The sequence below is a fragment of the Oharaeibacter diazotrophicus genome, assembly GCF_004362745.1.
In the GTDB taxonomy this organism is placed as follows: Bacteria; Pseudomonadota; Alphaproteobacteria; order Rhizobiales; family Pleomorphomonadaceae; genus Oharaeibacter; species Oharaeibacter diazotrophicus.
Genome location: NZ_SNXY01000011.1, coordinates 115,238 through 127,468 on the forward strand (window position 1 = coordinate 115,238; position 12,231 = coordinate 127,468).

Consider the following 12,231-nt stretch of genomic DNA (forward strand, 5'->3'; position numbering starts at 1 on the left):
CGGCGCCGCTCAGGCGCCGAGGAAGCCGTCGACGGCGGCGTGGAAGGCGTCGGGCCGGTCGAGGTTGGCGAGGTGGCGGGCGCCCGGGATGGTCTCGTAGAGCGCGCCGGGCACGAGACCGACGATCTCCTCGGAGAGCCGCGGCGGCGTGCGCTGGTCGCGGTCGCCGACCACGACCTTCACCGGAATCCGGATCGCCTTCAGGAGGTCGACCACGTCGGCGGTGAAGACCGAATTGGCGGCCTCGACATAGGCCTCGGCCGACATGGCGGCGATCGAGGCGGCGAGCGCCTCGGCATGGGCGGGGTCGCCGTCCTCGACCAGGGTGTCGGCGGCATACTGGCGGCCGTAGGCTTCCATGCCCTTGTCGGCGATGGTCGCCGCGATCGCGGCGGCGCGCTGGGCGCCGGCCTCGCCCTGGGTGGCGAAGCTGTCGGCGATCACGAGGCGCGAGACCTTCTCCGGCGCGAGGTCGACGAGGTTGGCGGCGATCGGCCCGCCCATGGAGATCGCCACCACCGCGGCCGGGCCGAGGCCGAGCGCGTCGATCACGGCGGCGACGTCGGCGGCGACGTTGCGCACCGTGAAACCGCCGTCTCGGCTGGAACGGCCGTGGCCGCGGGCGTCGATGGCGACCACGTCGAAGCGGGTGGACCAGCGCCGGATCTGCTCGGCCCAGAGCCAGGCGGCGGTGCCGAGGCTGTGGATCAGCACGAGCGGGGCGCCGGCGCCGGCACGGTCGTAGCCGAGTGTCTCGCCGTTGACGTCGATGGTGGCCACGGGCGGTCTCCGAGGGGTCGATTGCGGTGGATCAACGTATTACTGTCGTACAATCATACGGTCAAGCCGCGTCGCGGACGGCGACGCGGGGACCGGCTCGAAAGGGAGAGCGTGACATGCGGATCGAGGACCACGGCGGCGGCGTCATCGGGGTGGTGTTCACCCTCGCCGCGGACGGCAACCACATCACCTCGGCCGGCATCCGCGCCTTCGCCGACGCGCTCGACGGCGTGCTGGCGACGCCGGGCCTGCGGGCGGTGGTGCTGTCGGGCGAGGGCGAGAACTTCTGCGCCGGCCGGATCGGCGCCAAGGGGCTGACCTCGGCGGCCGAGGTCGCGGCCGACCTGTCGCTGATCCTCGAGGTCAACAGCCGGCTGCGCGGCTCCAAGGTGCCGTTCGTGGCGGCGGTCGAGGGCAAGGCCTTCGGCTTCGGCTGCGGCTTCTCCACCCAGTGCGACGTCACCATCGCCGGCGACGGCGCGCGCTTCGCCCTGCCGGAGATGTCGCACCGGCTGCCGCCGCTGATCGTGCTCAGCTATTTCGGCAAGTTCGTGCCGTTCAAGCGCGCCTTCGAGCTGGCGCTGACCAGCCGCGAGTTCGGCGCCGACGAGGCCCGCGAGATCGGCATCGCCACCGAGGTGGTGCCGGCCGGCACCGCCCACGCCCGGGCGCTCGCCTTCGCCCGCGAGATCGCCGCGCTCGACGAGGCGTCGGTGGTGCTGCTCAGGACCTTCGCCCGCCGCGTCGCCGGCCTCTCCGACGACTTCGAGGCCAAGGTCGGCGTCGACCAGATGGCGATCATGATCGCCGCCCGGACCGCGGCGGGGCACTGACACCGAACCCGCAACGTTCCGACCTCTGGTCGGAACGTTGCGGGCGAGGAGCGCCCGACCGGGCGTCGGCCGAATGGCCGAGACCCCGTGAAGTCCCGACGAGTCGGGACTTCACGGGACAGGTATGAAGCCGAGCCCGGGCGGTCCCGCTCCGTCGGGACCGCCCGTGCGATGGGGACGAGACCGGGAATCCGGCACGAGGGAGGACGCGGACGTGGACGAGACCATCCTGTTCGTCGGGGTCGGCCGCATGGGCGGCCTGATGGCGGAGCGGCTGCTGGCCGCCGGCGCGCGGCTCGCCGTCGCCGACCTCTCGGAGGAGGCGCTGGCGCCGTTCCGCGCCCGCGGCGTGCCGGCGGCGACGACCGGCGCGGATCTCCCCGGCCGCGTCGTCGTCACCATGCTGCCGACCGACGTCCACGTCCGCGCGGCCCTGCTCGGCCCGGGCGGGGCGGTGGGCGCGATCGCGCGCGAGGCGGTGATCGACATGTCGACGGCGGCGCCGGGCTCGACCGAGGGCCTCGCCGCCGATCTCGCCGCCCGCGGCGTCGGCCTCCTCGACGCCCCGGTCAGCGGCGGCATGGCGCGGGCCCGCGACGGCAGCCTGACCGCCATGGTCGGCGGCGATCCCGTGCTGTTCGAGCGCTGCCGGCCGATCCTGTCGGCGATGTGCGGCGACGTCACCCGGGTCGGGCCGGTCGGCTCCGGCCACGTGGTCAAGGCGCTCAACAACTTCCTGTCGGCCGCGACGCTGTGGACCGCGTCCGAGGCGCTGGTGATCGGCACACGGCTCGGCGTCGACCCGGAGACGATGCTGAAGGTGTGGACCGCCGGATCGGGGCGCAGCCACGCCACCGAGGTCAAGCTGCCGCACCACGTGCTGACCGGCCGCTACGACTTCGGCCAGACCCTGACGCTGTTCTGCAAGGACATCGCGATCGCCTCCGACCTCGCCGCGCGCGCCGGCGTGGAAGCCTCCGGTCTCGCGGCGCTGGAGGCGCTGTGGTGCGCGGCGCGCGACGAACTCGGCGGGCGCGAGGACATCACCGTGGTGGCGCGCCTGTTCGCCGAGCGCGCGGCGGCGCGGGACGGCGATCCGTCGGAGTAGACGCCGCCGGTGGCGTTGCCCGATTCGCGGGCAGCGCGGCGGGCGGGGCGACCGACATTCGGCTTTGCCAGCGGGCGCCGGATGGGGAACCATCGGCGCCGTCCCTTCCCCCTGCCGCCGCCGAGGAGCGCCGCCATGGCCCGCCACCACGAGATCCCCGCCACCCCCGAGAACATGGTCTACGGCTTCCTCGACGCCCGCCAGCCGCCGGTGCTGCGGATCGCCTCCGGCGACACCGTGACCCTGCACGCGGTGCCGTCGGGCGGGCGCGAGTCGCTGCCGACCAACGGCCTGACGGTGCCCGACGACTTCCTCGCCGCGCTCGACGCGCTGGCGCACCATCCGGGGCCGCATTTCCTGACCGGACCCGTCCACGTCGAGGGCGCCGAGCCCGGCGACGTGCTGCAGGTCGACATCCTCGAGGTGAAGCCGCGGCTCGACTGGGGCTTCGTCGCCATCCTGCCGCTGCTCGGCACGCTGCCGGAGGAGTTCACCGACTACGAGTTCATCCACCCGACCATCGACGCCGAGCGCGGCGTCTGCACCATGCCGTGGGGCGTGGAGATCCCGCTCGACCCGTTCTTCGGCGTGATGGCGGTGGCGCCGCCGCCGGCCTGGGGCCGCTGCGGCTCGCCGGTGCCGCGCGTCTTCGGCGGCAACATGGACAACAAGGAACTGAAGCCCGGCACGACGCTCTATCTGCCGGTGTTCAACGAGGGCGCGCTGTTCTCGGCCGGCGACGGCCACGGCGTCCAGGGCGACGGCGAAGTCTGCATCACCGCGCTCGAGACCGCGCTCAGCGGCACCTTCCGCCTCACCGTCCGCAAGGATCTCGGCTACCGCTCGCCCTTTGCCGAGACCGCGGACCACCTGATCTCGATCGGCCTAGACGAGGACCTCGACGACGCCGCCAAGCAGGCGGTGCGCGAGATGGTCGCCCACGTCTGCGCCCGCACCAACCTGACGCGCAACCAGGCCTACATGCTGTGCTCGCTCGCCGGGAACCTCCGCGTCACCCAGACGGTCGACGGCAACAAGGGCGTCCACATGATGCTGGCGAAGGCGGTGCTCTGATACCGGTCCCGCAAATTCCCGACTCGTCGGGACTTTGCGGTGTTTCGGCCATCCGGCCGGCGCCCGGTCGGGCGCTCCTCGCTCGCACAGCTCCGACCAGAGGTCGGAACTGTGCGAGCTCGGTATGACGCGAAGGGGGCCCGGCGGCGCGGGGGAGGGCGCCGCGCCGCCGGATGCCGGGACGGTCGTGGGAGCGTCCCGGCGTGTGGCCGAACAGGTCTCGGATCAGCCCTTGTGGTGGACCTGTTGCAGGCCGTAGACCGGCGTCTCGATGCCGACCTGACGGGCCTTCAGCTGCAGCGCCAGGAACTGCGAGTAGTGGCGCGACTGGTGCAGGTTGCCGCCGTGGAACCACAGGCCCTCCTGGGCGGTCGGCTTCCACATGTTGCGCTGCTCGCCCTCCCAGGGACCGGGGTCCTTCGGCGTGTCGGAGCCGAGGCCCCAGACCTTGCCGACCTTGTCGGCGGTCTCCTTGTCGACGAGGTCGGCGACCCAGCCGTTCATCGAGCCGTAGCCGGTGGCGTAGACGATGACGTCGGCCGGCACGACCTCGCCGCTCGCCAGCTTGACGCCCTCCGGCACGATCTCCTCGACCTGACCGGCCTTCAGCTTGATCTTGCCGTCGATGATCAGCTGCGAGGCGCCGATGTCGATGTAGTAGCCCGAGCCGCGGCGCAGGTACTTCATGAAGAGGCCGGAGCCGTCGACGCCGAAGTCGAGCTGGAAGCCCGCCTTCTCGAGCGCGGCGTAGAAGTCGGCGTCGATCTCGCGGATCTTGTCGTACACCGGCTTCTGGAAGGTGTGCATGATCCGGTAGGGCACCGAGGCGAAGATCAGGTCGGCCTTGGCCGTGGTCATCCCCGACTGCACCGCGCGCTCGGAGTAGAGGTCGCCGAGGCCGATCTCCATCAGCGGCTCGGAGCGCACGATGTGCGTGGTCGAGCGCTGGATCATGGTGACGTCGACGCCGTTCTCCCATAGCGCGGCGCAGATGTCGTGCGCCGAGTTGTTGGAGCCGATCACGACCACCTTCTTGCCCTTGCAGCCGTCCGGTCCCGGATGCTGCGAGGAATGGTGCTGCTCGCCCGCGAAGGTCTCCATGCCCTTGAACTTCGGCACGTTGGCCTTGCCGGACATGCCGGTGGCGAACACCAGCTGCTTCGGCTTCAGCACGATCTCGCGGCCGCCGCGCTCGACCACCACGGTCCATTCCTTGGCGGCGTCGTCCCAGGTCGCCTTCTTCGCCGTGGTGCTCGACCAATAGTTGAGCTCCATGACCTTGGCGTACATCTCGAGCCAGTCGCCGATCTTGTCCTTCGGCGCGAAGACGGGCCAGTTCTTCGGGAAGTCGATGTAGGGCAAGTGGTCGTACCAGACCGGATCGTGCAGGCAGAGCGACTTGTAGCGCTTGCGCCAGCTGTCGCCGGCCCGCTCGTTCTTCTCGACGATGATGGTGGGCACGCCGAGCTGGCGCAGCCGGGCGCCGAGCGCGATGCCGCCCTGGCCGCCGCCGATGATCAGCACCTCGGGCTGGGTCTCGAAGCCGAGGGTGGCGGCCTCGTGCTCGCGCTCCTCCTTCCAGGTGCGGGCGCCGACGTTGACGCCGTGGCGGGCGCCGAGCGGACGGGTGAAGCCAGCCTTCTCCTCGTGGCCCTTCAGCTCGACCATGGTGGTGAGCAGCGTCCAGATCAGGCCGTCCTTCAGCCGGATCAGGCCGTAGCCGCGCGCGACCGCGGTCTCGAACGAGATCCAGGCCTCGGCGATGCCGCCGTTCTCGCTGGCCTCGGTGCCCTCGGCGATCTGCCAACCCGTCGGCGCGGTGCGGGAAAGGCAGGCGGAGAGCATGTCGCGGACCGCGTCGCGGCCCTCCATGGTCTTGATGTTCCAGGTGAAGGTGACGAGGTCGCGCCAGTAGCACTCCTCGGCGAACAGGCCGACCGCGGCGTCGATGTCGCCGGCGGCGAGGGCGTCGCCGAAGCGGTCCAGGAAGGCCTGGACCTTGCCGGTCGGTGTGGTGTCGAGCATGCCTTCGTTCCTCCCGAGTGATTTCCACGTGGCGCGGCGTCGTCCTCCCGCCGCCGCGCCGGGGAGGGGAGCGCAACGGCCGTGCCAAGGGGGGCGGGACGAGCCGAGGTAAGGAAAAACAGTTACTTGGAGGATGGTGCCGGCGGCCGCGGCGTTGCACGCGCCACGCCGGCCGCCACAGGTGTGGCGCCACGCCGGCCGCGGGCGCTCAGGCGTCGCCGCGTTCGCGCCGCAGCCGGCGGTGCACCGTCGAGCGGTCGACGCCGAGGCGGCGGGCGAGTTCGGAGACGTTGCCGCCGGCCGCCGCGAGCAGCGCCAGGGTGTCGCCGACGGGCTCGGGCGGCGTCGCGGTCGCGGCGAGGCCCTCCGGCAGGTCGCCGAGGGTGATCGTGCCGTCGTCGCAGAGCGCGGCGGCCACTTTCAGCACGTTGACGAGTTCGCGGACGTTGCCGGGCCAGCGGTGGGCGGCGAGCGCCATGCGGACGCCCGGACCGAGGCGCGGGGTCTCGCCTGTCTCGCGGCCGATCCGCTCCAGGAGGTGGTCGACGAGGCCCTGGAAATCCGTGCGGGCGCGCAGCGGCGGCAGCTTCAGCGTCGCGGCGGCGAGGCGGTACCAGAGGTCCTCGCGGAAGCGGCCCGCGGCGACCATCGCCTCGATGCCGCGGTGGGAGGCGGAGACGAGGCGGAAGCGGACGGGCTTGGCCCTGCCGCCGCCGACCGGCGTGACCTCGCCCTCGGCGAGCACCCGCAGGAGCCGGCTCTGCAACAGGAGCGGCATGTCGCCGATCTCGTCGAGGAACAGGGTGCCGCCGTCGGCGAGCTCGATCAGGCCGGGCTTGCCGCGGGCGGCGGCGCCCGTGAAGGCGCCGGGGGCGTAGCCGAACAGCTCGCTCTCGACCAACTGCTCGGGGATCGCGGCGCAGTTGACCGCGACGAAGCGGCCGGGGTTCGGCCGGCTGTCGTGGATGGCGCGGGCGAGCACCTCCTTGCCGGTGCCGGTTTCGCCCTGGATCAGGATCGGGATGTCGCGGGCGGCGAGCTTGGCGGCGCGCTGGGCTACGGCGTCCATGGCGGGATCGCCGAAGGAGAGCTCGCGCAGCGCCCGCGGCACCGCCGGCCGTCGCTGCGGCACGCCGCGGAAGCTTGCCGGCGGCGCGATCGCGCTGGCGAACAGGGCGAAGCCGCCGCGGGTGCGCACGACGCGCTCGCCGTCCGGCCGGCCGCGCATCAGCCGCGGCAGGTCGTCGACCTCGAGGTCGAGGAAGCGGGAGATCGGCTGGCCGACGAGCGTGCCGGTGGACGGGCCGTCGAGGCCGAGGAAGCCGGAGAGGGCGCGAAGGCCGCCGTGGGTCATGCCGGTGACGCGGCCGGCGCCATCGAGGGCGACGGCGCAGTCGGGGTCGACGTCGAGGAAATCGGGCGAGCGGGCGAGGCGGAGCACCCAGTCGTTGCGGGCGCGCGCCATCAGGTTGGCGAGTTCGATCCGCCGCGCGGTGGTGGAGACGAGGTGGAGCGCGAGGTGCTGGCTGGCCTTGGCGGTCGGCGAGCGCAGCTGGCTGATGTCGAGCACGGCGGTGAGGTCGCCGAGGGTGTCGAAGATCGGCGCGGCGGTGCAGGTCAGGCCGATGTGGCTGGTGTCGAAATGGTCGTCCTGGTGGATGACGACCGGCTCGCCGGAGACGATGCAGGCGCCGACGGCGCAGGTGCCGGCCCGGCTCTCCGACCATTCCGAGCCGAGGTAGAGACCGGCACGGCGGAGCTGGTTGTCGAAGGTCGGGTCGCCCATGAAGTCGACGGTGACGCCGCGGGCGTCGGACAGCAGCAGCACGTAGTTCTGTTCGGCGACGTGGCCGAACAGGCGCTCGAGGCCGGAGCGGCCAATCCGGATCAGCTCCTCGGCCTGCTCGCGGTGCTCCTTCAGGATCGTCTCGGGGACGATGTAAGCCTCCTGGGCCGCCGCCGGGTCGAGCCGGTAGTCGTTGATGCAGCGCAGCCACGACCGCACCACCGGCGCGTCCCGCCGCGAGCGCGCGCCCATGGCGACGCGCGCGATCTCCTCGACGTGCGATCGAGCCGACATTCCCGGGGTCCTCCTCCGCCCGCGAGTATGCACGGCCGCGGCCGGGCCGCCAATTCGGTCGTCGGGATCGGGTGCGCCGTCGCGAGGGCGCGGAACCATGGCGCGGCCGCGGCCGGAACGAGCGCCGCATCGTCCGCGGCGACGATCGCCACCGTCATCGCCACCGAGGGCAGCGAGCACGGAGCCCGGAGGCCGTGGGGGGCGCGAGGCTCCGCGGCAGGGTCAAGCCGCGTCCTCCTCGGGGCGCTCGGCGCTACGCAGGGCCAGCGTCACGACGACGCCTGCGGGATCGGTTCCGGAAAGGGCTCCGGTGGCAGGATCCTGGGCCAAGCGAGCCTTGGCGGCGGCGAAGATGTCGCGGTCGGTCGTCTCCAGTCGGTAGGACAGAAGCCGCGCCGAAGCGCGCGGGGCGGGACGCGCGCCGGGGCCGGCCCAGAGATTCATCGCGAGCCGGTGCGTATAAGGTGCCCCCGTGCCCATGTCGGCCATGCCGAAGTCGGGAAGATTCAGGTTGCGGGCAAAGCCCAGGGACTCGAACCAGGCCTGGGCGGGCTCCAGCGCGGGCACGTGCAAGTGCAGGTGCGCAACCGTCGCGTCGCGGTGCACCGGCAGGGCCGGATCGGTGCCGTCGAGCGCAGCCAGTTCGGCCCGAAGATCCAGGCGATCGCGCCCGCCGTGGGGACGGCCCGACGCATCGAACATGGCGAACCGGCCGCCGTCGAAGGCGAACCGGCCAAAGCGCTCGGGCGTCTCGTAGGCGATCTCGATGCCGTGGCCATCGGGGTCGTCGAGGTACATCGCCTTCGACATCAGGTGATCGACCGGCGAGAAGCGAATGCCGAGGTCGAGGAACCGCCGCATCCGGCGGGCGAATTCGGCCCGGCTCGGCATTCCGAAGGCCACGTGGTACATGCCCGCGTGGCCCCTCGCGACCGGGCCGGCGGCACCGGGGGCGAGCACCACCAGCGTCCGGTCGGGACTGCCGAGCGCGAGGCCCGGACCGCGGTCGTGGCGGCGCACGAAACCGACGACGTCGGTCCAGAACGCCGCGGCGCGGTCGAGGTCGGTGACCGACAAGGTCAGAGGCCCCCAGGTCAGCCGTTCGGGAAGGTGGTCGGCTGCGCGTTGCCGAGCAAGGGCGAGGGCAGGGGTGTCCATGTCGGTCTCCTCGGATCCGGCGATCAGGCGCGGGGCGCGATGGGCGCCTTGCGGGTACGGCCCCAGAGGACGAACACGGCGAGCGCCACGTAGATCAGGTTGAAAGGCAGCGGTGCGAATTCGCCGCGCAGCGCATGGAACGGCACGGCCAGCACCTGGATGGCGAGCAGACCCGCGGCGGCCCAGACGGTCAGATGCGGCATGATCCGGGTCGCGGCAGGCAGGATCAGCCCGATCACGCCGAGCACTTCCATCGCGCCGATGAACCGGGGCAGTGCGATCGGCACGTCCGACATCCAGACCGCGCCCATCTTGGCGGCCTCTTCCGGGGAGAGAGAGTGGAACCAGGCTCCCATCAGGTAGAGAGCCGCAAGCGCGATCTGGCCGGCCCAGAGGGCGACATTCCAGCCGCGGCGGGTGGGGGCGGAGACGGTCGAAGTCATGGTCATGGTCTGTCCTTCCGGGTTCGGGGGGCATCGGCCCCCGTGTCTCGTGCCGCCGGAGATAGCCGGTCCCCCACCTCCGATCATCGGCGCGAGGCCGAAGGCTGCCTTTCTCCCGGGTTGATGATCGGCGCGAATGTCGAGGGCTCCTGTATTGATCGGCAATGTCGGCCGCCTCTACCCTGCCCGCTGCGACACCGATCTTCGCCCGCTGCACCACGTGGGTTCGCCTGGAGGACATCATGGACAGCCTGCTCAGCCTGCGGGTCTTTGCCGCCGTGGCCGAGGCGAAGAGCTTCGCGGCCGTCGCCGACCGCATGAACATCTCGGCCGCGATGACCAGCAAGCACGTCCAGCACATCGAGGCCGCGGTCGGCGCGCGGCTCCTGAACCGCACCAGTCGCAGCGTCAGTCTGACCGAGGCGGGCGCGATCTACCTCGCCGCCGTGCGTCCCCTGCTGGAAGGGCTCGACGAGGCGGGTGCGCGGCTGGCGAATTCGACCATCGACCCGCGCGGAACGCTGAAGATCAGCATGCCCGTGTGGCTGGCCGAACCGGGCTTTGTCCGGGTGCTGGCGGCCTTTCGCAGGCGATATCCCGACGTCGCCTTCGATCTCGACCTCAGCGGGCGCCCGGTCAATCTGGTCGAGGACGGCTACGACCTCGCCCTGCGCGTCAGCCCGACGCTGGACGAAGGCCTGATCGCGCGGCGGTTGGTGGACGTGACCTTCCACATCGTGGCCGCCCCCGCCCTCCTGGATCGGATCGGCCGCCCGAGGGACGTCTCCGACCTGAACGGTGCGCCGTTCCTGGCCTACAGTCCGGTCACCACGGGCGGGCGTGTGCGTCTGGGGTTGGGCCCGAACGCGCCCGAGGTCCGGATGATCCCGGTCATGCAGAGTTCCAACGAGACGCTGTTGTTTCAGGCCGCGCTGGAAGGAATGGGCATCGCGATCATGCCCCACCCCGTCGCGCGCGCCGATCTGGCCGAGGGCCGGCTGGAGCGGCTTCTCCCCGAACTCCCGGCGCCCACGGTGGCCCTGTCCGCAATCTACTCCGACCGCAGCTACCTGCCGGCCAAGACCCGCAGCTTCCTCGACTTCCTCGCCGGTCCCGAAGGCTTCGGCGGCCCGCTGGGGGCGCTGTGACGGGGTCGGCAGACGAGGCGATCATCTCCAATCAGGAAAGCCTGGATCAACGATCCGCCGGATGATCTCCTGGGAGTTGAGATCTAGCTTCATCTCGTCGGGCCGCGAGATCGCACGAGCCGGAGCGGCCGCGATCCGCAAGCCTCGACCCGAAACGTGAGATGAGGAGGTCACCCTGTCCATCACCCGCCGCACCGCCCTGGCCGTCGCCACCGCCGCCGCCCTGTCGCCGTTCACCGGGGCCGCCATGGCCCGGGACGACTACAAGGAGAAGATCCGCATCTTCTACGAGACCTTCAACCAGAACGATCCCAGCCTCCTGGACCGGATCATCGCCGAGGACTGGGTCCACATCCCCGCCGCCCCGGGAGAGGAACCGGGTCGCGAGGGCTTCAAGAAGCTGATCCCGGGCTTCGCCGCCACCTTCGGCAACGGCAAGCTGACGATCGAGGACATCGTCCAGGAGGGCAACAAGGTCGCCGTCCGCTCGTCCTACACCGCCACCCAGGTCGGCCCCTTCGCCGGCTTCCCGGCCAAGGGTCGCCCCTTCACCATCATGACCATCGACATCCACGAGTTCAACGACCAGGGCATGGTGCAGAAGACCTGGCACCTCGAGGACTGGCTCGGCGGCCTCTTCCAGATGGGCGCCTTCGAGAAGTGATCCGAACGTTCGCTCAAACTCTCCGGCCCGGGACTTCCCGGGCCGACCTCGTTCCGGAGATCGCCGTTCCGGCGTGCGCCTGCAGTTCACGTCGCAAGTGATCGCGCGGCCACGGAATTCCGAGCGAACGAGCGCCCCCCGGGTCGGCCTTCAGCAACCGGGAGCGAAGCGATCCGACACGATGGGGAAGGAAATGGCGGAGAAGGAGGGATTCGAACCCTCGATACGGTTTCCCGTATACACGCGTTCCAGGCGTGCGCCTTAAACCACTCGGCCACCTCTCCGCGGGGCCGACTTGACGTCGCGGGCGGGACTATACTCATCGCGGCGCAGGGTTCAAGCGTCTTGCGCGGCAAAGCGAAAACGGGCGTGCGCGCCCCATCGCCGGGGCCGCCCGGGCCGGTCGTCACGGTCGACCGCTCGTGCGGGCGCCCTTTAGACGGCGGCGGCGAAGCCGGGGGTGCGCGAGGGACGGGCCGGGGCGAGGAGGCGGGCGGCGAGCTCGTCGGCGATGCGGCCGGAGAGGGCGTCGCGGACGACCTCGGCGAGACCGCGGCGCTCGCGGCGGTCGGTGGCGAGGGCGGGGTCGCGCAGCGGCCAGCGTAGCACCGGCACGTCGGGGAAGGCGGAGACGCCCGGGCCGGTCCAGGTGACGGTGGCGAGGTCGACGACGACGTCCGGACGGCGGGCGCCGGGCAGGGAGAAGATCGTCCACGCCTTCGGTTCGAGGCCGTCGGCGGGCACGGCGGCGGCGGCGAGGGCGGCGCGGGCCTCCTCGAGCATGCGCGGGGCGGGATTGCGGCCGGCGCTGAAGGCGCGGATGCGCGGGTCGGCGCGGTGGTTGACGAGCGCCTCGGCCATCAGGCTCACGGCGGCGTTGGTCTCGCACAGGAACAGGACGTCGAACGACTGCATGCG

Annotated in this window: 11 protein-coding genes and 1 tRNA gene; 5 read left to right on the forward strand and 7 right to left on the reverse strand. The window is 71.6% G+C overall.

All coding sequences use genetic code 11. The features are described 5' to 3' along the window. Positions 1-9: 9 nt before the first annotated feature. Entirely contained in the window at positions 10-780 is a 771-nt protein-coding gene (locus EDD54_RS20815; RefSeq protein WP_126540513.1) for an alpha/beta fold hydrolase, read from the reverse strand. A 116-nt stretch (positions 781-896) separates the two neighbouring features. Here EDD54_RS20815 and EDD54_RS20820 point away from each other — a divergent pair, with 116 nt between their 5' ends. The 3 genes from EDD54_RS20820 (at position 897) to EDD54_RS20830 (ending at position 3,795) form a co-directional block, all read left to right on the forward strand. Beyond that, complete coding sequence (locus EDD54_RS20820) at positions 897-1,613, forward strand: enoyl-CoA hydratase/isomerase family protein (protein ID WP_126540514.1); 717 nt, start codon at positions 897-899, stop codon at positions 1,611-1,613. Between the two features lie 214 nt (positions 1,614-1,827). After that, the gene (locus EDD54_RS20825) at positions 1,828-2,721 is read left to right on the forward strand and encodes an NAD(P)-dependent oxidoreductase (protein ID WP_166653474.1); all 894 of its coding nucleotides are present in this window, start codon (positions 1,828-1,830) and stop codon (positions 2,719-2,721) included. Positions 2,722-2,856: 135 nt separating this feature from the next. Next, positions 2,857-3,795, forward strand: a complete 939-nt coding sequence (locus tag EDD54_RS20830) for an acetamidase/formamidase family protein (protein WP_126540516.1) — start codon at positions 2,857-2,859, stop codon at positions 3,793-3,795. 225 nt (positions 3,796-4,020) lie between these two features. On the opposite strand, the gene EDD54_RS20835 is transcribed toward EDD54_RS20830, so the two are convergent. From EDD54_RS20835 to EDD54_RS20850, 4 genes are all read right to left on the reverse strand, one after another. Next, entirely contained in the window at positions 4,021-5,820 is a 1,800-nt protein-coding gene (locus EDD54_RS20835; RefSeq protein WP_126540517.1) for an NAD(P)/FAD-dependent oxidoreductase, read from the reverse strand. A gap of 208 nt (positions 5,821-6,028) precedes the next feature. Then, positions 6,029-7,900, reverse strand: coding sequence for a sigma-54-dependent Fis family transcriptional regulator (locus EDD54_RS20840; RefSeq protein ID WP_126540518.1), 1,872 nt, complete (start codon positions 7,898-7,900; stop codon positions 6,029-6,031). A 222-nt stretch (positions 7,901-8,122) separates the two neighbouring features. Next, positions 8,123-9,058 (reverse strand): VOC family protein, encoded by a 936-nt coding sequence (locus EDD54_RS20845; protein ID WP_126540519.1) that lies wholly within the window; start codon positions 9,056-9,058, stop codon positions 8,123-8,125. A 23-nt stretch (positions 9,059-9,081) separates the two neighbouring features. Continuing rightward, the gene (locus tag EDD54_RS20850) at positions 9,082-9,507 is read right to left on the reverse strand and encodes a DoxX family protein (protein ID WP_245515838.1); all 426 of its coding nucleotides are present in this window, start codon (positions 9,505-9,507) and stop codon (positions 9,082-9,084) included. A gap of 236 nt (positions 9,508-9,743) precedes the next feature. Between EDD54_RS20850 and EDD54_RS20855 the strand changes: the two genes are divergently transcribed. Continuing rightward, positions 9,744-10,649: a LysR family transcriptional regulator gene (locus EDD54_RS20855; protein ID WP_126540520.1), complete on the forward strand. Its 906-nt coding sequence runs from the start codon at positions 9,744-9,746 to the stop codon at positions 10,647-10,649. 247 nt (positions 10,650-10,896) lie between these two features. Then, entirely contained in the window at positions 10,897-11,313 is a 417-nt protein-coding gene (locus tag EDD54_RS20860; protein ID WP_126540521.1) for an ester cyclase, read from the forward strand. 194 nt (positions 11,314-11,507) lie between these two features. Here the strand turns inward: EDD54_RS20860 and EDD54_RS20865 are convergent. Both EDD54_RS20865 and EDD54_RS20870 read right to left on the reverse strand, forming a co-directional pair. Continuing rightward, positions 11,508-11,597, reverse strand: a tRNA-Ser gene (locus tag EDD54_RS20865). 151 nt (positions 11,598-11,748) lie between these two features. Then, positions 11,749-12,228 carry an arsenate reductase/protein-tyrosine-phosphatase family protein gene (locus EDD54_RS20870; protein ID WP_126540522.1) on the reverse strand — a complete coding sequence of 160 codons (480 nt, stop codon included), beginning with the start codon at positions 12,226-12,228 and terminating at the stop codon, positions 11,749-11,751. Positions 12,229-12,231: the final 3 nt, after the last annotated feature.

What these genes read in the sequence shown, in the direction of transcription:
- EDD54_RS20840 (WP_126540518.1), bottom strand. Translation starts at nt 7,900, where the DNA reads ATGTCGGCTCGATCGCACGTCGAGGAGATCGCGCGCGTCGCCATGGGC.
- EDD54_RS20820 (WP_126540514.1), top strand. Translation starts at nt 897, where the DNA reads ATGCGGATCGAGGACCACGGCGGCGGCGTCATCGGGGTGGTGTTCACC.
- EDD54_RS20830 (WP_126540516.1), top strand. Translation starts at nt 2,857, where the DNA reads ATGGCCCGCCACCACGAGATCCCCGCCACCCCCGAGAACATGGTCTAC.
- EDD54_RS20860 (WP_126540521.1), top strand. Translation starts at nt 10,897, where the DNA reads ATGGCCCGGGACGACTACAAGGAGAAGATCCGCATCTTCTACGAGACC.
- EDD54_RS20870 (WP_126540522.1), bottom strand. Translation starts at nt 12,228, where the DNA reads ATGCAGTCGTTCGACGTCCTGTTCCTGTGCGAGACCAACGCCGCCGTG.
- EDD54_RS20850 (WP_245515838.1), bottom strand. Translation starts at nt 9,507, where the DNA reads ATGACCATGACTTCGACCGTCTCCGCCCCCACCCGCCGCGGCTGGAAT.
- EDD54_RS20855 (WP_126540520.1), top strand. Translation starts at nt 9,744, where the DNA reads ATGGACAGCCTGCTCAGCCTGCGGGTCTTTGCCGCCGTGGCCGAGGCG.
- EDD54_RS20845 (WP_126540519.1), bottom strand. Translation starts at nt 9,058, where the DNA reads ATGGACACCCCTGCCCTCGCCCTTGCTCGGCAACGCGCAGCCGACCAC.
- EDD54_RS20835 (WP_126540517.1), bottom strand. Translation starts at nt 5,820, where the DNA reads ATGCTCGACACCACACCGACCGGCAAGGTCCAGGCCTTCCTGGACCGC.